The 19,497-nt window shown below is 51.3% G+C and carries 14 protein-coding genes and 2 rRNA genes; 5 read left to right on the top strand and 11 right to left on the bottom strand.

Translation table 11 applies throughout. The features are described from left to right. Window positions 1-22: 22 nt before the first annotated feature. The 8 genes from BM159_RS05795 to BM159_RS05760 form a co-directional block, all read right to left on the bottom strand. Entirely contained in the window at window positions 23-1,786 is a 1,764-nt protein-coding gene (locus BM159_RS05795; protein ID WP_093913314.1) for an MATE family efflux transporter, read from the bottom strand. Further along, window positions 1,779-5,414: a non-ribosomal peptide synthetase gene (locus BM159_RS05790; RefSeq protein ID WP_093913313.1), complete on the bottom strand. Its 3,636-nt coding sequence runs from the start codon at window positions 5,412-5,414 to the stop codon at window positions 1,779-1,781. The genes BM159_RS05795 and BM159_RS05790 overlap by 8 nt, the downstream gene beginning before the upstream one ends. A 47-nt stretch (window positions 5,415-5,461) precedes the next feature. Then, window positions 5,462-7,051 (bottom strand): anti-sigma factor antagonist, encoded by a 1,590-nt coding sequence (locus BM159_RS05785; RefSeq protein WP_093913312.1) that lies wholly within the window; start codon window positions 7,049-7,051, stop codon window positions 5,462-5,464. Window positions 7,052-7,166: 115 nt separating this feature from the next. Next, window positions 7,167-9,344, bottom strand: coding sequence for a SpoIIE family protein phosphatase (locus tag BM159_RS05780; RefSeq protein WP_093913311.1), 2,178 nt, complete (start codon window positions 9,342-9,344; stop codon window positions 7,167-7,169). Between the two features lie 63 nt (window positions 9,345-9,407). Next, the gene (locus BM159_RS05775) at window positions 9,408-10,736 is read right to left on the bottom strand and encodes a purple acid phosphatase family protein (RefSeq protein WP_093913310.1); all 1,329 of its coding nucleotides are present in this window, start codon (window positions 10,734-10,736) and stop codon (window positions 9,408-9,410) included. 43 nt (window positions 10,737-10,779) lie between these two features. Beyond that, the gene (locus BM159_RS05770; protein ID WP_093913309.1) at window positions 10,780-11,946 is read right to left on the bottom strand and encodes a DNA polymerase IV; all 1,167 of its coding nucleotides are present in this window, start codon (window positions 11,944-11,946) and stop codon (window positions 10,780-10,782) included. Window positions 11,947-12,026: 80 nt separating this feature from the next. Then, a complete protein-coding gene (locus tag BM159_RS05765) occupies window positions 12,027-12,875 on the bottom strand; it encodes a fumarylacetoacetate hydrolase family protein (protein WP_245763655.1) in 849 nt (282 codons plus the stop codon). Between the two features lie 28 nt (window positions 12,876-12,903). Then, the gene (locus BM159_RS05760; protein WP_177205938.1) at window positions 12,904-13,257 is read right to left on the bottom strand and encodes an arsenate reductase family protein; all 354 of its coding nucleotides are present in this window, start codon (window positions 13,255-13,257) and stop codon (window positions 12,904-12,906) included. A 375-nt stretch (window positions 13,258-13,632) separates the two neighbouring features. On the opposite strand from BM159_RS05760, the gene BM159_RS05750 reads away from it, so the two are divergent. Beyond that, window positions 13,633-14,406 (top strand): transporter substrate-binding domain-containing protein, encoded by a 774-nt coding sequence (locus tag BM159_RS05750; RefSeq protein ID WP_093913306.1) that lies wholly within the window; start codon window positions 13,633-13,635, stop codon window positions 14,404-14,406. Window positions 14,407-14,605: 199 nt separating this feature from the next. On the opposite strand, the gene BM159_RS05745 is transcribed toward BM159_RS05750, so the two are convergent. Next, window positions 14,606-15,730, bottom strand: a complete 1,125-nt coding sequence (locus tag BM159_RS05745) for a DUF362 domain-containing protein (RefSeq protein WP_177205937.1) — start codon at window positions 15,728-15,730, stop codon at window positions 14,606-14,608. Window positions 15,731-16,199: 469 nt separating this feature from the next. Between BM159_RS05745 and BM159_RS05740 the strand changes: the two genes are divergently transcribed. The 4 genes from BM159_RS05740 to BM159_RS05725 all read left to right on the top strand — a co-directional run bounded on the left by BM159_RS05740 (window position 16,200) and on the right by BM159_RS05725 (window position 19,118). Further along, window positions 16,200-16,412 carry a FeoA family protein gene (locus BM159_RS05740; protein WP_093913305.1) on the top strand — a complete coding sequence of 71 codons (213 nt, stop codon included), beginning with the start codon at window positions 16,200-16,202 and terminating at the stop codon, window positions 16,410-16,412. Between the two features lie 123 nt (window positions 16,413-16,535). Then, the gene (locus BM159_RS05735; RefSeq protein ID WP_093730161.1) at window positions 16,536-16,754 is read left to right on the top strand and encodes a FeoA family protein; all 219 of its coding nucleotides are present in this window, start codon (window positions 16,536-16,538) and stop codon (window positions 16,752-16,754) included. A gap of 11 nt (window positions 16,755-16,765) precedes the next feature. After that, on the top strand, window positions 16,766-18,913 hold the full coding sequence (gene feoB / locus BM159_RS05730; protein ID WP_093913304.1) for a ferrous iron transport protein B: 2,148 nt from the start codon (window positions 16,766-16,768) through the stop codon (window positions 18,911-18,913). Window positions 18,914-18,923: 10 nt separating this feature from the next. Next, entirely contained in the window at window positions 18,924-19,118 is a 195-nt protein-coding gene (locus BM159_RS05725) for a hypothetical protein (protein ID WP_093913303.1), read from the top strand. A 56-nt stretch (window positions 19,119-19,174) separates the two neighbouring features. Here the strand turns inward: BM159_RS05725 and rrf are convergent. After that, a 5S ribosomal RNA gene (gene rrf, locus BM159_RS05720) occupies window positions 19,175-19,291 on the bottom strand. A 76-nt stretch (window positions 19,292-19,367) separates the two neighbouring features. Further along, window positions 19,368-19,497, bottom strand: a 23S ribosomal RNA gene (locus BM159_RS05715); the annotation flags it as partial.

Genomic DNA, 19,497 nt, shown 5'->3' with positions numbered 1-19,497 from the left:
TTATCAACTGTTATTATCAGTCTCACACGGTCACCGTGATGGTATTGAACCCGTGGTAGTTGCGGTACAGATACTGACGGACGTGGGTTTTCACCGCATGCAGAACCAGAGCCCTTTCGTCTATGTCTTCCGACTGTTCCGGCAGGACTTGCAGCGCCTTGTCAGAAAGCTGGAAGGGATTCAGTTCCCTGGCATTGTCCCGGAGATGGAGCTTGAAGGTTCCGTCTTCCTGCGCGATTACGGTAATCTGGGCTAGTACCGGCTCGTCGCCTTTCATGGATCCGGCCCGCTCGTTCATCACACCGCAGATTTCCTCCATAGCCAGACGCAGGGAGTTACAGCAGTGTGCATCAGCTCCCCAGGACAGGGCAAACTGTTCCACCGCATCCAGTTGCTCGGCCACATCCTGCACCCGGCCCAAAAAGGACGCATTATAGACCCGGGTGGAATCGATGACATGCCGTTCTCCCTGTATGCGCTTGTAGAAATAAAGCACCACCAGCGTAACAATCTCTGAAAGCGGATACACCAGCCAGAACACATAATAACCGTACTCTGCCAGCACAAGGGCAATCGGCAGGCTGGCGCCCAGACGCCGCATGAACACCACCAGAAAAGCCGATTTCTCGTCCTCCTCCGATTGCAGGTAATTCTGCAGCACCAGGGCTACGCCCATAAAGATGGAACCTGCGCAGAAGACCCGGGCCGCATAATAGGCTTGATTTGCATCCTTTATGTCCTCCAGACCGAAGAGCAGGTCAAGGATTTGGGGCCAGACCATGATCAGCAGCATGGAAAGGGTGCCTACAACCAGCGCATAACCCAGCGCGTACCGGAAAAAACGGTGGAGCTCCTTAAAATTGCATTCGGCAAAAAACATGGAGAAAAACGGTTGGGAAGTCTTGCCGATGAATTCATATAAAAAGATAAAGAGCACCGAAAGGTTTTCAATAATACTGAACACCGCCACGCCGTCCGTACCGGCCATATCCGACAGCAGACGGATCACCACCAGCGAAAAGATGGCGTCAAAAATATATTCGGACGAAGTAGAGAAACCGAGCCTCAGCCCTTTGAGCGCCTCCTTGAAAGAGGCGGCATGTCTTTGCAGCGCCAGCTGGCCCTCGGAGCGCGTAGCGAGTAATCCCACGGAGACCAGCACCGCCACCGCGTTGGAAATAAAGAAGCCGAAGCTGCAGCCGGCGATGCCCCAGTCAAAGAACAGCAGCAGGAGGGCGCTGATGATCAGGTTACCTACCCCGGTGGCAGTCTGGACCACCGTGGAGAATGTATCCTCCCCGTCATTTCGCAGGTAGGCAGTCAGTACTTCCATCAAAATCTCAAACGGAATACCCAGCAGGATATAAAAGAGATAGCTTTTCGCCATCTGGTACACCGCGCCGTCATCCGGATGGGTGCCCAGAAAAGACAGCAGCTCATTTTCAAACAGAACACCTCCTGCCAGGATACCGAAGCCGATGACCGCGCTGATCCGCAGGAAATAATTGAAGATGCCCAGGGCCTCTTCCTTTTTTCCCTCATGCATCAGGTTGCTGTACACAACGGCCCCGCCCATGGAAAGCCCGAACACAAGGAAGGCCGCCAGCAGGAACAGGGGGGAAATGAAGCCGATGGCCGCCAGGCCGTCCATGCCGATGGCATGGCCTACCAGAATCGTGTCGCCGATCTCCGCCAGGGCCAGCCCGATACCTGCCAGGGGAGCCGGCAGGACCGAGCGTATAAACATTTTACGGGTAAAATACGCATAATCTACTGTTTTATCCACGCAGAATCTCCTTCACGATTTCTCCAATCGTTTTGCCCGCTGCCAGACCGTGTATCGCAGCCGCATAATTTTTCAGGAACCGGTCTACGAACGCTTCGCTGTAAGCTAAGGTATTATACGTCAGGTTCACATAGAAATCATCGTTGCGGCGATGCAGGAAGAAATCAAACACCTCGTCTTCATAATCTTCGATTTCTTCGTAGCGGGACGGGCCGCCGCAGAAGGTAAACTCGTCCTCTATATCTTCGCCCTGATACGAGAACGCTGCGATAAGAGGCACACAGTCCCCTTCATAAAGCGCATGGCGGCGGCACAGGAGAATATTCTCCTGGGTTTCCTTCACAAACCGGGACGCCGTCAAATCCGCCTGCCAGCGGGTGCAGAGCGGGTAATGCCGGTAAATCGCACCCATGGTCCGTTCATAACGGATATCGTCCCGGCCGTTATATATGGTCAGTACGGCGGAAGCCTGCTCCCCATTGGCCAGGCTCTGCAAAAGGCCGAAGGCGGCCGCCAGGATGGATCCGTCCGTAACGCCGTTGGCTCTGGTAAAGGCATCCACCTTCGCCAGGTCCACATGCAGCGGCACCATCATATCTTTTGTGACGTTTTCCTCACCGGGATCCAGATCCCCTGTAAGTTCGCCGGCCCGTGCCGTAAAGGACCGTACAAAATCAGCATTCCACTGCTGTTCCTTTTGGTACGCCGGTGTTTCCACGGTATCCTCGATCCGGTCATAATAATCAAAGATGCTGTACTCTTCCGTTGCCGGTTCCTCACCCCGGTAGGCGGCATCCACGTCTTCCAGGAAGATGTTGATGGAGTCGCCGTCGATGATGGGATGGAGGAAGTCAAAATAAAACTCTTTCATCACAGTTCCGTCCGCTTCGGCAATGGCAAAGAGACGCATGACGAACATGCGGGTCTCGGGACGGTTCATGGACTGGCGCAGGTGCGGTTTTAATTCTTCGTATTCCTGCCGGGTGATCGTCTCAACGGCAGGTTTCAGATTCTGCAGGTCGCCGGGCCGCCAGCGAAGGGTTCCGCCGGCAGTGGCAGTCAACCGGGCATCGACGGAGGGATGGGCCAGCAGCGTCTTTTCGATGGCAAGCGCCAGGCGTTCCATATCCGTTTCCGGCGCCAGATATACATGGGCGTCGCAGTGCAGGCCATAGCCTTCTTCCAGATCGTTGCCCCACTCATAGTGCAACTCCTGCAGGGGGCCGAAGAAATGGGTCTCCCTGTGGACCACGCGGTTCTGCTCCTGCGCTTCCCGCTGTGCCAACAGGTTGGCAATACCGATAGGCGTCTTGCCTTCATAGACCAGATTAAAGTTCAGCTTCAGGTTCCGGCATTCGGCTAACAGCCGCACCACGCTGAGGCTGTCGCCCCCGGCCGCGAAAAAGTCTTCTTCCGCGCTGACCTTTTCCATGCCTAAGGCCACGGCAAAGCCTCTGGCCAGTGCTGCTTCCGTTTCGTTACGGGGCGCTACATACGGCGTTTCGGTCACGTAGACTTCCGGTTTGGGCAAAGCCCGCCGGTCTAATTTGCCGTTCTGGTTCCGGGGAATGGCATCCAGCTGTACGATCGCCGCCGGTACCATGTAGGGCGGTTTCCGTTCCCGGATAAAGGCCGCCAGGGCTTGCCGGTCGATGGGTTCATCCGCCACTACATAGGCCGCGATGAACTTCCCTCCTGCCGGATTATCGCAGGCCACCACCGCTGCATTTTTCACGGCAGGGAAATCGTGTACGACCCCTTCCACTTCCGCCAGTTCCACCCGGAACCCGCGAATTTTCACCAGGCCGTCCCGCCGGCCGATAAACTCAATGTTCCCGTCCAGACGGTAACGGGCCATGTCTCCTGTGCGATACGCCGTTTCATATTCGCGTTCCTGCGAAAACGGATTGGGCACAAACGCTTCTTTTGTCTTTTCCGGCCGGTTCAGATACCCGCCTGCCACCTGGATCCCTGCTACCCAAAGCTCTCCCAGGGCGCCGGGAGGCACACGCCGCCCGCAATTGTCTACCATGTAAATAGCCGTATTATCCATGGGCGTGCCGATGGGAATATCCGGCTCGTACTTCGTCATATTATAACAGGTAATGGAAACCGTAGCTTCCGTGGGTCCGTATTCATTGGCCACAATATACGGATGCACCGGCTTAAAGGGTACCAGCGTTTCCCCGCCTACCACAATGTATTTCAGTTCCGGACAGTCCATGGTCAGGGCAAACTGGCGCCCTACCTGGGCCGGCAGGTCCGCCACCACAACATGATGTTTATTTATAATTTCCGCCAGAGCCGGCAGGTCCAGCTTTTTCTCTTCGGGAATGACAACGATGCCGGCGCCCACCGTAAGGGCCGGATACATATCCGCCAGGGATCCGTCAAAACCATAGCTGTTGTAACAGGTTACGCGATATTTCTCTGTAGGCGCAAAATAACGCCGGTACCAGGCTGCATAGGCCATGAGATTCTTCTGTAACAGGCGAACCCCTTTGGGCACGCCGGTAGTACCGGAAGTGTAGATCAGCATAAACAGATCGTCCTGCTTCGGCGCCTGTATCTCCGCCATCGCAGCGGCATCCGGCAGCGGCAGGGAGGAAATCTCCGACACCCGCAGGACCGTTCCGTTAAATTCTGTAAAATTCTGCAGCCGCGGCAGCAGTTCATCCGAAACAATAATAAGCCGGGCCCCGGCGTCTTTCACCATAAAGGACAGGCGTTCATCCGGATAGTTCGGGTCCAGGGGTTCATAGGCGCATCCCGCCCGCATGACGCCCAGGGACGCAATCACCATATATTCGGAACGGGGGATGAATACCGCCACCACATCCCCGCGGCCCAATCCCTGCCGGGACACATAGCCAGCCAGCCGGAATGCCAGATCCTGCGTCCGGGCATAGGTGTAAGCCTTCTCTTCGTAAGTCACCGCCATGTTGTCCGGATATTCCGCAGCCCTGGCACAGAACTGCTCAATGATGGTAGCTGCTTTATCATAAGCATGGACCGTCTCATTAAAACGGTCCAGAACTTTCCTGGTTTCTTCTGCCGTAATGCAAACACCGGCCAGCGTTTCGGCAGAGGAAAAACTCACGATGATTTCCCGCCAGGAAAGAGCCATTACCCGGATAAAGGGCTCTGTATACAGCGAATTGTCGTAGGAAATGACAAGCCCCCGGGGCGCAAGGCAAAACGCCAGCGCCAGTCCTTCACACTGTGCCGGGGGAATCTCCCCGGTCAGGGAAACGGCCACACGCCGTCCTGCTTCCACTCCCAGGAGTTCGGTTGCTTCGCCTTCATCCCAGGAAAAGGCTCCGCCTTCCTGCAGCTGGCTCTTTGCCAGTTCCGTCAGCTGACCGGGCGTCATATCCGGCTTCCATTCCTGCCGCAGCGGCTGACAGCCGTCTCCATTCCACACCAGAAAACCGGCTTCGTTCAGTCCGCCGTATACACCCAGCAAGTATAACACCGTTGCAGCCAGTTCGGCCGCTTCCGGACGTGTATCCAGGGGAAGCGAAAACCGGCTCCAGGTTCCGCCCACTGTTTCCCGCAACTCGGGAAGAGGCAGACAATCCGGCAGCTCCGAGCCGAAGTGTGTAGTACACCATTCCTGCTTATCCATATGTTATAAACCCTTTCTTATATCGTTACCCATGCCGGAAAGCCTGCCTATTTCAGCAGTTCCGTTACCACATGGTCCCCGTCCTGCAGGGTGACGACCATCTCTTTCATAATCGTTGCAAACCGTTGCATGGCTGCCTCGCTGTACCGATTGTTGTCATAATCCAGCACCAGGGAGAATGTTCCATCATCATGGGCGTCCATTTCAATGTCCAGCGTATTTTCCGCCGCCGAGATTTCATTGGCGGGCATATCCACCATAACGCCATCTGTGCCGCCTATTTTTACTATGCCCTTGCGCCCCATCATTCCTTTTTGCAGAATAAAGGTTGCGCACTCATCTTCCATCCCGTTCAGGTAAACCATGTCCAGGCTCTTGCGGTACTGCATGCTTTCGTTGACCCTGGCTTCCAGCCCCCGCAGGAACGCGTCTGCCGTAATATCTTCGTTAAAATCCCAGCGGATGGGGAACTGGTCCAGCATCAGGCCCATGAGGCGCTTTTCCGCCATCGTCACCCGGCCGGTATGTACCCAGCTCATAATGGCTTCCCGGCTTCCCGAGGATTTGGCCAGGGCCAGCAACGAGGCTCCCAGGAAAAATGTATTCTCGTTAAACTCCTTCTCTTTGAAAAAGTCTTTTTCTATCACCGGGAGCGGAACTTCTATTTCGTGCTCCGGCGTATTGCTTGCCCCGTCTATATCCGCAGGAGGCAGATGCCGGTTTTCGTCAAAACCCGCCAGCATTTGGGTCCAGTAGTCATGCCCCGCCTGCAGTTCCGCCTGAGGAATATTCGCTTCCTCCCGGATATATTCGGCATAACTGGCAGGCTGACGCCCGGCCTTACCGCCCCGTTCGGGATGAACGTACCGTTTATCCAATTCCCGGTAGAACAGCAGGGCAATCGAAGTGCCGTCCATAATGGCATGATAAAAATCCGCATACAAATACTTTGCCGTGGATGTGACCATAAGGTAAATCCTGTACAGAGGATGGTCAATCAGGTCATACGGTTGCTTAATCTCCTGCTTCCGCTGTTCAAACGCTTCGTCCGAGAGGGTCTCCACCACAACCTTGGTAATTTCTCCGTCAAAACGCTGGCAGATATCCCCCGTTTCCGGGTGGATCACCAGACGGCAGCGGAAAATATCATACGACGCAAGCACATCATTTAAAGCCGCCGCCAGCCTCTCCATATCAACAGCCGGATCCAGCCGGACCAGGGCGCCTGTATTCATCATGGTGGACTTTGCTTTCATAAAATGGGTGTCCACCAGCCAACGCTGGATGGGACGGAGGGGATACAACCGGGAAAAGTTATCTTCCGCCTCCCGCCAGACGATTTTTATCAGGTTGTCAAACCGGGTAGCCTGCAAAACCTCCGCCACTTCTTCGGAGGGATACAGCAGCTTCATTTCGCCACCCTGCCGGACCATATTTTTATTCGCCCTGAACAGGGCACGCAAGCCTGCCGACGCAATGTATTCCACATTGGAAAAATCCAGCAGCGCCTGTTTCATCCCCTGCGTCTTTTCGGTAAGCGCAGCGTCAAACTCAGCCGTTTCCAGCGCGCTTAACCTGCCGGCAATCGTGAGTGTAACCGTAGTTCCTTCCGTAACAGAAGTAATTGTCAATGCCATTTGAATTCATCCCCTCATTTTTAGTCGCCCGGTCTGACCGGGTGTTGAATACGTATCTCATTTATAAAGCCTATCATAATATTTTAACATATTTTTCAAACACTTGCATCCGGAATCATTGTTTTTCCTGTCCCCTGTACAAAAGTCCCAGCATGGTCACGTCGTCAGACTGTTCCGCTTCTTCCGCATGGGCTTTCACCGCCTGGGAAACCAGGGTCAGGATGTCTTTTGTCTCCATCTCCCCGGGAACTGTCCCCAGCAGGTCTTTCAGTTTTCCGTCTGTAAACAGGTTGCCTTCCGGATCCATGGCTTCCGTCACGCCGTCGGTATATAAGAACAGGCAGTCACCCGGGTTCAGCTGCAGCTTCCGGACCGGGAACTCCAGGCCTTCCATTATGCCTATCATACAGGTATCCGCCTTGGGCAGCCAGGCAAATCGGTCTGTGCCGCAACGCAGCAGCGGACGGTTATGTCCTGCATTCACATAGCAGAACTCACCGCTCCGGATATCCAGCAACCCCATGAACACGGTTACAAACATATCTTCTTCGTTATCCCGGCAGATCCGGTCGTTGGCCCGGGCCATCACTTCACCCAGCGCCTCCGCTTTTTTCAAAAGAAGCATGTTGTTTTGCAGCACGGTCTTGGCAACGACCATGAACAGCGCAGCGGGCACCCCTTTTCCGGACACATCCCCAATGGTCACGGCCAGATGGTCTTCATCCACCAGATAGAAATCGTAAAAGTCGCCACCTACGTGTTTAGCCGCCTGCATTGATGCGTAAATATCAAATTCCTTTATATCCGGAAATGCAGGGAAGGTTTTGGGCAGCATCCCCTCCTGGATGTTCCGGGCAACCGACAATTCTGTAACGATACGTTCGTTTTCCGCTGTGGCTCTGGAGAGATCCGCAATATATGTTTTCAGGTCAGCGGTCATGTTGTTTACGCTGTCCGCCAGACGTTCAATCTCATCACCGGTTTGCAGGGACAGCGTTTTATCCAGATTTCCATGGGCTATCTGTTTTACGCCATCTTCCAGGTCCAGAATTGGCTTTACAAACCGTTTCGCCGACCATGTGCTGAATAGGATCAACCCGGCCAACAGCAAAGCCATGGCAACAGCCAGCACAGCTGCCCAAAAAACAAACTGTCCCCGCATGGTTTTTCTAAAATCTTCCATCCAGCCTCGCACGTCGCTCTGGGCTTTTGTGGCCGGCAGCAGTGTTTCTTCCTTTGCGATTAATGTGCCAAAGCTCCAGCCCACGGATCGGATTGGCGCATACGCCAGGTAGTACTCTTTTCCGTCAACCGTAACCGGCTTCATATCTGCTTTCCCTGCTATCATGTTAGCCGCTTCACTAGCGATACTGCTCTCTGCCGAGTTTCGCAAATCCTGACGGTCAATGGAAGCTGACAGAATTCCGTCAGTTTTTGAAGAAATGATAATCTCTCCTTTTTTCCCCAGTACAAAAGATTGTTCCGTACTGCTAATTGCAGTTTCCCTGATGTCTCCATACAAATCTTGGATACTGCAGTCAATGCCGAGCACACCGGCGAATCCCTCCGGGCCAAAATAGGGAACCACACAGGAAACGCAGATTTCTCCTGTCCCAGAGTCATTATAGCTGTCCGAAAAAACTGGACCGGAGGCGTCTTTACCCTGCTTATACCAATCCCATTCCCGGGCATCGTAGGTATGCCGGAGCGGCTCTGTACAAAGAAACGATATTTTTTCCACCGGCTCTTTCTGCTGTACCCGGATCGAATATCCGTTTTTGGAAGCCAGAAAGACATTCGGATAAAAATCGCAATAATTATTCATACGCAGCAACGAGCCGGCAATTCCGGAAGTCAGGTTGATTTCTCTCTGCAACGCCGGTGAAATCCCCTGCTTTACCAGAGCCGGGCTGTAATGAATAAAAGGTTTGCCGACAGGAACTTCGGTATATAATGCATTGGGAAGAGAATCCCCGGCGGATTGTACGTCATTCTTCAAAAAAGCATTCATAGTTCCGGCAAGATATTGTACGTTTGCGGCAGTTCCCATGAGCCCGTGTTCAATGTGCTGCGCCCGAAAACGGGTAACCTCTTCCATGCGTTTTTTAATCTGCGTTTCTACCAGATCTTCCGCGTATCCGGCAACCTCTTCGCCCAGTTCTTCATTCTTTTTGTCAAATGTTGCCCTTGCATGATACAGTCCGAAAGATAAAAAAACTGTAACCAGCAAAAAGGTCAGAAGACTGCCGGAAAGCACCAATAACAAAACTTTGCGCCTGATATCCAGTTTCAAGTTACACCTCCGTGCCGGTCTTCTTCACGGTAACAGGAAATAATCCGTCATATTTTCCGTTTCTCATTTTTTCAATTCCGCCTCGTCAATCTTCTTCCCGTCCGGCAGATAGCAGCTGAAACGCAACCTGTCGGTGGAAGCTTCCAGCACCATATAGTTATTTGTTTCCGGCTGGGGCGCTATGGCAACGTCCAGCGAATGACGCTTCCACAGATTCGGGTACCGTACATCCCCCGCAACCCCCGTAAGGATGTACACCGGCCCCTTCACGTCCCGCTTAAAATCATAAATATGTCCCCGGTTCCGGTAGGTATGCAGGTGGGCGGTCAATACCACGTCCACCTTATATTTGTCAAACAATGGCATAAAGGTTTTTCCTTCTTCGGAAAAGCCTTCCTCTCTTGGAGTTTTGCGGGTCAGGAAACCATATCGCAGTACGTCTTTATGCATCAGCACTACATTCCATTTTTTCTTTGACTTTTCCATATCCGTTTTGAACCAGGCCAACTGGTCCCGCAACAGATTGGGATAAAACTCTTCCATTTCCCGCATCTGGGTATTCAGCACAACATAATGCACATCGCCGTAATCAAAAGAATAAAACTGGTTCTTATAGGATTCCGGTGTTCCCTCCGGCAGCTGGAAATAGTGCAGATATGCCTGCGGCACCCGCACCTTCCAGTCCATGGTGTAGGTTTCGTGATTGCCTAAAACAGTCGCTGCAGGAATCCTGGTAATCATGGGCCCGATGCGGGTAAACCATTCATTCCATTGGTAGGCGTGTTCTCCATTATCCACCAGGTCTCCCATGGTGATGAAAAACTGAGCGTCCCTGTTACGCTGCCAGGCCGGCATGGCCACGTTTTCCCAGGCTTTATACTTAGCGCTCTGGCTGTCCGGAAAAATCAACGCCTTATAACTGCTGTAAGCCTGTGCCGTATTCAGCCTGTACCATTGACTGCGCCTGTTGCCGAACCCCAGACGGTATTCATATTCCATTCCGGGCTTTAAACTTTTCAGGGTCACCGTATGAACATAGGTGGTTTTTCCGTTGTCGGTAAATTTATCGTTGATGTGTTCCTTTTGCGTCTGTATGGCTGCGTTTTCCGCTTTTATCATACGGTACTCCACAAAGGCATCCTTCTCTTCTGCATTCGATTGCCACATTACCGTGCGTGACACGGAACTGTCTGCCGTAATCACCTGCCGGAGGTTAAAGGCATCTGTTTTCGTAAAGGCGATATAACTCTCCGTTGTCTTGCCGGAACCTGTTTTTACCACTCCGTTACCGCAACCAAGGAGAAACATGCCGAATACAAGAGCCAACAGGCCAAATGCCAGCGCCAGCAAAACCGCCACAAGAAATCTATAAAAGCTTTTGCTCTGTTTCATACGCGGTCCCCATTAATTTTTGAACTTATATGTTAGTAAAACCCTATTTTTTCTTACCCGCAATGCCACGCTTTACGATGTTCTCCCCGAATTTGTTTTTCAGGGCATCGATGGCCTGGTTGCGTTTCTGCATCCGCTCATTGTCCTCAAAACCCAGAACCGGTTCGTCCTCCGGACGGAACAGGCTGCTCACCGAAACGCCTAACAGACGCACACCCGGCTTTACATTAATCTTCCGCAGCATCTGCTCTGCCAAAAAGAAAATGTCTTCATCCCAGGCAACCAGCCTGTCACCGGTGGAGCTGCGGGAAATCATACGAAAATCCGAAAACTTTACTTTTAATGTTACCGTGTGCCCTGCCAGATGTTCCCGGCGCAGCCGCCAGCCCACCTGACCACACAGATCCAGTACTGCATCCCTGCAGCAATCCATATCCGTCAAATCCCAGTCAAAAGTGGTTTCCCTGCCGACAGATTTTGCCTCTTCTTCGCTGACAACAGGCCTGTCATCCAGACCGCGGGCCAGCCGTTTCACCTGTTCCGCATTAACGCCGAACACCCTGCGCAACAATCCAATCTCCGATACAGCCAGCTGTCCGATTGTTTCAATGCCAAATTGCTTCAGTTTCTCTTCGGCGCTGTGACCGATGCCGAAAACCTTCGTCACAGGAAGAGGAGCCAGTAATCCGGCAGATTCTTCCGGTGTAATTCTTACAAAGCCGTGAGGTTTGCGCATATCCGAGGCAAGCTTGGCCAGGAATTTATTGGGGGCCAGGCCTACAGATGCGCTGAGTTTTAGTTCTTCCTGTATCCGATCCTGTACCTTATGGGCGATGGTTTCCGCACCGCCGAGCCGCTCCATTCCGGTTAAATCCAAAAAGGCTTCATCTATTGAAAGTTGCTCCACCAACGGCGATGTTTCCCGAAAAATCCCCATGATTTTCGACGACATTTCGACATAGCGGTCCATACGCACCGGAACAAAAACTCCCTGGGGGCACAACCGTTTCGCCTCAAACAGTGGCATGGCGGAATGGACGCCGAATTTACGGGCCTCATAAGAGCAGGTGGAAACCACGCCCCGGACAGAATGTCCCCCCACTATAACCGGAAGCCCTTTCAATTCGGGATTATCCAATATTTCTACTGATGCATAAAACGCATCCATATCTACATGCATGATCCAGCGCTGATGAACTGACTGTTGCATAATCTTCTATCCTGAACCAGGATAACCGGCAGCGTTCTCATGGAGACGATAACTAAACGGTTCCTTAAGATAACCGCTGATTAACCTTCAATATAATTCCGAAGTACACCGATGCCTTCAATTTCACACTCCACCACATCGCCCGGCTTTAGGAACGTGGGCGGCTTCATGCCCATGCCCACCCCCGCCGGAGTACCGGTGGCAATAACCGTTCCGGCTTTCAGGGTCATGCCTTCGCTCAGCATGACGATAATATCCGTGATGCCGGTAATCAGGTTAGCTGTGCTGGAATTCTGCCGCACGTCTCCGTTTACCCGGCAGGCAATTCTCTGTTTTGGCGGAAACGCGAACTCATCCGCAGAAACAATGCAGGGACCCATAGGCGTAAAGCCGTCCAGGCTCTTACCGAAGTACCACTGCTTATGCCTTGTCTGCAAATTCCGGGCGCTTACATCATTGACAATGGTGTAACCGAAAATATAGTCCGGCACGTCTTCCCGTTTCACATTCTTTGCGTCTTTGCCGATTACAACGCCCAGCTCGCACTCGTAATCCAGTGAATCCACCAACCCTGTGTAAGCGGGGATGAGCGCATCTGTTCCCTGGGAATAACATACCCGTTTGGAAAAGAAAATGGGATACGGGCGTTCCCCGCCGAAGCTTTCTTTGGAAAAGCGTTCCGCTTCCTCTGCGTGAGCCGTGTAATTAATGCCCAGACAGAGCACATCCTGCTGCGGGCGTGGTATAGGTGAAAGCAACTTTACGTCAGTGACAGAAATCTTTTGCGCACCTTCCGGAAAATCCCCAATGCCTCCGGTCGTCATCAGCTCATTCATGTCCGCAAAACCTTCTAATATAAACAATTCTTTTCCGTCCCGACTGGCAGCCACTCTTTCTTCACCTTTCAGCAAAACCGTGTAATAACGCACAACTATCCCCCCAAATCCCATAATTATTTTACATCAGCTTTTCTTCCCATTCTGCCTGTTTGAAGCCAGCCAGCACAAAATCTTTTCCCACAAGAAGCGGACGCTTTACCAGCATCCCGTCACTTGCCAGAAGGCGGAGCTGATCGTCTTCACTCATGTCCGGCAGCTTTTTCGACAAATCCATGTTACGGTATTGCATACCGCTGGTATTAAAAAAGCGTTTTAGAGGCAATCCGCTGACCGCATAATATTTCCGTAGCGTACCTTCGTCCGGATGGTCTTCCTTAATATCAATGACTTCATGTTCAATTTTCTTTTCATCAAGCCATTTCAGTGCCTTTTTGCAGGTTGAACATTTACTATAACAATACACTGTCAGCATATTAGTATTTCCTTTCCTGTCTTTACATTTATCATAAAACAGCTTGCTTTCAACAGTATTATCTGAACTGTACTTATAGCATGGCAGAAAAGTAATGAAAAATCAAGTTCCTATGGTAAGTTTTTACAGAGCATTCATAAAACTGAATACAAGCCTGAAGATGTCAGTCATACGCTCGGAAAACCGTTATTTCTTTGTCTCATTTATTACAAAAACTTTATTTAAAAAAACAAAAAATAACATCCTTTTTCTTGAATTCTTCAGAAATGTTGTTTAGAATAAATTGAAAGGGACGCCTCATTGTAATGAAACCTGTTTCGACAGTGTTCATTATTTAGGATTCCGGATTTTGATGATTTATGAAGGAGGTATCTTATGAAAAAACTTGGTTACCTATTATTGACCCTGACAATGCTCCTGATTTCCTGCTCTGCGCTGGCAGCCGGAAAACTGGAGGCCATAGCCAGCCGAGGCACTCTGCTGGTTGGAACTACCGGAGATTATAAACCTATGTCCTATTTAAATAAGGACACCGGACAGTATGAAGGCTTTGATTACCAACTGGCAGAAAACCTGGCCGCCGCACTGGGCGTTAAAGCGGTTTACATCCCGACCACCTGGAAAACACTTACCCAGGACACGATAGACGGGAAGTTTGATGTTGCCCTATGCGGTATCACGCGCACCTTTGCCCGTGAAAAAGTCATGAACATGTCCGATGGCTACCTGCAGTTCGGTAAAACAATACTGGTACGCAAAGCTGACGCAGGGAAATTCAAATCTCTGGCAGATATTAATAAGCCTGGCGTAAAAGTAATGTATAACCCCGGCGGCACCAATGAAAAATTTGCGAAAGCCAGCCTGGCAAACGCAACGTTGGTGATGCATCCGCAAAATGCCGAAATCCCCGGGCTGATTGCAGAAGGAAAAGCTGATGTTATGGTAACGGAAACAACAGAAGCTGCTCATTACGCCGCAGTCAATGACAAGCTGGCTGCACCGCTGCTGAAAGATCCGTTCACCAAAAACACCTTTGGTGTGCTGATGCAGAAAGGAGACCAAGATTTCCTGAATTTTGTGAACTTCTGGCTGGCAGAATTAAAAGGCAACGGCACTCTCGCGCAATATGAAAAAGACTATATCAAATAAAACCGTTATCTGGGTTTTCTTCTCAATCTTATGACGTTATAAAAAACTAACGGTCCCGATACTATAATGGATATCGGGACCGTTTCGTTATAAAAGAACGTTACAGCAAACTTATAATTATTATAGACTATTGCCTCTGTGTAACAGTTACTTGTTACGTAAAAACTCCGTCAACCTCTGTCATTATCAAAAAGGCGGTTTATTTCACTTTAATCAGTTCGTATTCCCTTGTCCCCATGCCAATTTTTTCCGCGTGTTCCAAGGTTTCTTTCCAATGCACATGAGGATTGCTGTCCATGAAGTGATCGTGATAGTGCTTCCAGTCCGGTTTCGCCAGATTGTCGCTGAGCTGGCTGTTAGGCATGGGCGCCGCTTTCTGGCAGGCATCCACGCAGGCCTGGTCCAAAGCTACCGGGTCAAAGGACGCGAACATGCCGATGTTGGGCAGAATCGCTGCGTCGTTATCGCCATGACAGTCGCAGTTGGGGGAAATATCCATGGCCAGATTGATATGGAAGCAGGGACGGTCCTGGCACACGGCCTGGGCATATTCTGCCATTTTGCAGTCCAGTTTGTCGCCGGCGTCCCATTCGTCGTTGCTAATGGCGTTGAAGGTGCAGGCGCCGATGCAGCGGCCGCAGCCCTTGCAGATATTCTTGTCGATATGGGCCTTGTTGTTTTCATAGGTGATAGCATTGGAGCCGCATTCCTTGGCGCAGCGGCGGCAGCCCCGGCACAAAGCTTCATCCACGACGCATTTCCCGGAAGAATGCTGTTCCATTTTACCGGCCCGGCTGCCGCTGCCCATGCCGATATTCTTCAGCGCCCCGCCGAACCCCGTCATTTCATGTCCTTTAAAATGGGCCAGACTGATAAACACGTCCGCATCCATGATAGCGCGTCCGATTTTCGCTTTTTCCACGTACACACCGTTCTTAACCGGAACCTCTGTTTCGTCCGTGCCCCGCAGACCGTCAGCAATAATAATCTGGCAGCCGGTTGTGGTGGGATTGAAACCGTTCAGGTTCGCGCAGTCCATATGCTCCGGCGCATGCCGGCGGCTGCCGGGATAGAGAGTATTGCAGTCTGTCAGGAAGGGAATCCCGCCCTGTTCCTTTACCAGATCGGCAACCACCTTCGCGTACTGGGGACGCAGGAACGCCATATTGCCCAGTTCGCCGAAATGCATTTTGATAGCGACAAACTTGCCTTCCATATCAATCTTCTTAATACCTGCCACAAGGCAGAGTGTTTTCAGTTTCTGCAGCAGGCTTACGCCCACCTGTACCCGGAAATCCGTAAAAAACACCTTTGATTTTTCCATGATGCTTCCTCCCTTTTCAAAAACTCTGTTCATATGTTTGTTTTTCTATCTATTCTTTTTTCATTTTCTGCATGTCTTGTCCACATGCGTAATCTGTTTTATAAACAGGCTTCGCAGAGTTTCCTATTTTTACGTTTATTATACCTGCTAAAGTTAACTCTATGTCAAGAACTATTTTAATTTTCAAGCCGCATCTCAGTTAGCCTTGACAAACTTCTTCAGTTGGTGTAATATTTGGTTAGTCTCGGCTAACGGATTGTTCTCCCCGTCAGTTAGGCCGGGGCAAATATTTTACCTATGAGTTAGCATTAGCTAATTTTGTTTGCAAATCGTTCATTATTTTTAACATCTCTTCTGAGGGATTATTCTAAATTTGCAAGCATCTTAAATGCTTCAAAATGCAGGATTTAGTATGATATGTGGTTAGCAATCTCTAACTCATTCGTAATTATACGAGGAGGCTCTCACCATGTTACCACTTCCCACCGCTCAGGAAGGCGAAGTTTTGGAAATCAAAAAAATCACCGGCAACGATGCCACCCGCCTGCACCTGGCGGAAATGGGCTTCACCGTCGGCAGCAAGATCACCGTCGTCACCCGTATGGGCGGAAACATGATCCTGCAGGTACGCGATTCCCGCGTGGCACTGGACGAATCCATGGCACGGAGGATCATGTACTGACATACATTGAGGCGTCACGGATGCATTCGCCTGGACTAATAAACCAGTGCAACGCCTTGACTTTTATGATTTCGTTTATTATAAATTTTAAACTATAAATTATGCAGAGAGAGGAGATTCCAAATGACGTTAAATGAAATTCCGGTAGGCGGTGTCTGCACCGTTACCAAACTGAACGGCACAGGCAAACTGCGCCGTCGCATTATGGACATGGGCATCACCAAAGGCGTGGAAATCAAGGTCGTAAAGATTGCCCCCCTGGGAGATCCCATGGAGTTGAACGTGCGGGGCTATGAACTTTCCATTCGCAAGAGCGAAGCAGAAAGCATCGAAGTACAGTAAGGAGAAACGAAATGGATATCAAAATCGCATTAGCAGGCAACCCCAACTGTGGCAAGACCACCCTGTTCAATGAACTCACCGGCAGTTCCCAGTACGTTGGCAACTGGCCCGGCGTTACGGTTGAGAAAAAAGAAGGCCGGCTGAAAGGCCACGACAATGTCATCATTCAGGATTTACCCGGTATCTATTCCCTTTCCCCTTACACGTTGGAAGAAACCGTTACCCGTAAATACCTGATCAACGAAAAGCCCGACGTAATCCTGAACATCATCGACGGCACCAATCTGGAACGCAACCTGTACCTCACCACCCAGTTGATAGAAGTAGGTCTGCCCGTGGTCATCGCCATCAACATGATGGATCTGGTCAACAAGAACGGTGATACCATCAACCTGCAGAAGCTGTCTGCGGAAATCGGCGCCCCGGTCTATCCCATCAGCGCCCTGGAAGGCAAAGGCTGCCTTGACGTTGCTGAAGCAGCGGTAAAGGTAGCGGAGAATCATCAGGTATTCAAAGCGCCGGAACTGCCCCACGTGTTCCGGGGCAGCGTGGAACACGCCCTGGCCCACATCGAAGAAAGCATCAGCGATAAAGTGGACAAAAACACCCTGCGCTGGTTTGCCATCAAACTGTTCGAACGTGACGAGCAGGTGCTGGAAGATCTGAAGCTTCCGGCCGGCCTCACCGCCCATCTGGAAGAACACATCAAAGACTGCGAAGCGGAAATGGACGACGACGCAGAAAGCATCATCACCAACCAGCGGTATGAATATATCGGCAGCATTATTGATGCCTGCATCACTAAAAACCGTCCGAAGCATGCGCTGACCATGTCCGACAAAATCGACCAGGTGGTGACAAACCGCTTCCTGGGCCTGCCCATTTTCTTCGCTATCATGACACTGATGTATTATATTTCCATCACCACTGTTGGCGGCTGGATGACGGACTGGACCAATGACGTATTTTTCGGTGAAATCGTCACCGACGCAGCCAACGGCATGTTGGAATCCATAGCGGCGCCGGAATGGCTCAGCGGTCTGGTGGTTGACGGTATCATCGGCGGCGTTGGCACCGTACTGGGCTTCGTTCCCCAGATTCTGCTGATTTTCTTCTTTATGTCCTTACTGGAAGACTCCGGATACATGGCCCGTGTTGCTTTCATCATGGACCGTATCTTCCGACAGTTCGGCCTGTCCGGCAAATCTTTTATCCCCGTGCTCATCGGCATGGGCTGTGGCGTGCCCGCTATCATGGCAGCCCGCACCATTGAAGAAGAACGGGACCGCCGCATGACCATTCTCCTGGCCACCTTTATTCCCTGCGGTGCCAAAGCGGAAATCATCGGCATGATCACCGCCGTATTCTTCCCCAATTCCGTATTCATGGCTCCCGGTATGTATTTCATGGGACTGGCCATCATCGTGCTGGCCGGCATTGCCCTGAAAAAGACCTACTGGTTTGCCGGAGAACCGGCGCCTTTCGTCATGGAACTCCCCGCTTACCACATGCCTTCTATTAAGGGCGTGCTGATCCACATGTGGGAACGGGCCCGTGGTTTTATCATCAAAGCCGGCATGATTATTTTCCCGATTTGCGTACTGCTGTGGTTCATGCAGACCTATAACTTCAGCTTTGAAATGGTGGAGGAAATGGAGGAGTCCATGCTGGGCGTTGTAGGCAACAGCATTTCCTGGATTTTCGCCCCCATCGGCTTGGGTGACTGGAAAGCAACGGTAGCGTCCATCGCCGCCTTCCTGGCCAAAGAAGACGCCGTAGGCGTACTGGCCATGCTGGCGGGCGCCGCGGAAGACGCAGAGGAAGCACAGGTTATGGAATCACTGTCCAAACTCATGCCGCCCATGGCTGCGTTCTCTTACATGATCCTGAATTTGTTCGATCCGCCCTGTCTGGTGGCTATGGCTACCACCTACCGTGAAATGGGCAGCCGTAAATGGGGCTTGTTTGCAATAGTGTTCCAGGCCATCCTGGGGTATTCGCTGGCTTTCGTATTCTATAATCTGGGCAGCTGGTATATCGGCGACGTACCCTTCGGACTCATGCAGGGCATCGCGCTGTTCCTGGTAGCAGTTGCGCTGTACTTCATCTTCAGGCCGGCCAAACCTTACGTAAAACCACAGGAAAGCGCGCATGCGTGAGGAGTGAGTTATGAATCTTGCATCTTCTCTTCTCTTTATCGCCATCGCTTTTGCATTTGCCTACACCTTTTCCAAGCTCCTGAAAAAAGTGTACGGCGCGTTGAAACAGGATCCCGCCAATGGTGGCTCAACCGGATGTAACTGCTGCAGTGGAAAATGTTCTCACTGCAGCAGCTGCGGAAACATAAATCTTTCGAAAAAATGAATAACATCCCAAGTACAGAAAAAGCCCCCGCACGCAATGTGCGGGGGCTTCCTTATAACCGGCAACAATCTATCCTCCCGGGCCGCTTCCAGCCAAGTACTTTCGACGCGTGAGAGCTTAACTGCTGTGTTCGGGATGGGAACAGGTGGGACCTCTCAGCCATCGTCACCGGATCGAACGTCTTCTCAGACCTTCAAAACTTTACAGAAGAAACTACTTACAAACTAACTCGTCCTCACTTACATTCTTTAAATCAAGCCCTCGACGGATTAGTACCGGTCCGCTCAATACATTGCTGCACTTACACTCCCGGCCTATCAACCTTGTCTTCTTCAAGGCGTCTTACTGGCTTACGCCATGAGAGATCTCATCTTGGGGT

The organism is Succiniclasticum ruminis DSM 9236 (genome assembly GCF_900112895.1).
In the GTDB taxonomy this organism is placed as follows: domain Bacteria; phylum Bacillota; class Negativicutes; order Acidaminococcales; family Acidaminococcaceae; genus Succiniclasticum; species Succiniclasticum ruminis.
The sequence above is the reverse complement of the archived record's forward strand: the minus strand, read 5'-3'. Positions and strand labels throughout refer to the sequence as shown.

Bases quoted from the DNA above. Each gene is read 5' to 3' on its own strand.
- BM159_RS05790 (WP_093913313.1), bottom strand. From the start codon at position 5,414: ATGGATAAGCAGGAATGGTGTACTACACACTTCGGCTCGGAGCTGCCG.
- BM159_RS05785 (WP_093913312.1), bottom strand. From the start codon at position 7,051: ATGGCATTGACAATTACTTCTGTTACGGAAGGAACTACGGTTACACTC.
- BM159_RS05775 (WP_093913310.1), bottom strand. From the start codon at position 10,736: ATGAAACAGAGCAAAAGCTTTTATAGATTTCTTGTGGCGGTTTTGCTG.
- BM159_RS05770 (WP_093913309.1), bottom strand. From the start codon at position 11,946: ATGCAACAGTCAGTTCATCAGCGCTGGATCATGCATGTAGATATGGAT.
- BM159_RS05760 (WP_177205938.1), bottom strand. From the start codon at position 13,257: ATGCTGACAGTGTATTGTTATAGTAAATGTTCAACCTGCAAAAAGGCA.
- BM159_RS05750 (WP_093913306.1), top strand. From the start codon at position 13,633: ATGAAAAAACTTGGTTACCTATTATTGACCCTGACAATGCTCCTGATT.
- BM159_RS05745 (WP_177205937.1), bottom strand. From the start codon at position 15,730: ATGGAAAAATCAAAGGTGTTTTTTACGGATTTCCGGGTACAGGTGGGC.
- BM159_RS05740 (WP_093913305.1), top strand. From the start codon at position 16,200: ATGTTACCACTTCCCACCGCTCAGGAAGGCGAAGTTTTGGAAATCAAA.
- BM159_RS05735 (WP_093730161.1), top strand. From the start codon at position 16,536: ATGACGTTAAATGAAATTCCGGTAGGCGGTGTCTGCACCGTTACCAAA.
- feoB (WP_093913304.1), top strand. From the start codon at position 16,766: ATGGATATCAAAATCGCATTAGCAGGCAACCCCAACTGTGGCAAGACC.
- BM159_RS05725 (WP_093913303.1), top strand. From the start codon at position 18,924: ATGAATCTTGCATCTTCTCTTCTCTTTATCGCCATCGCTTTTGCATTT.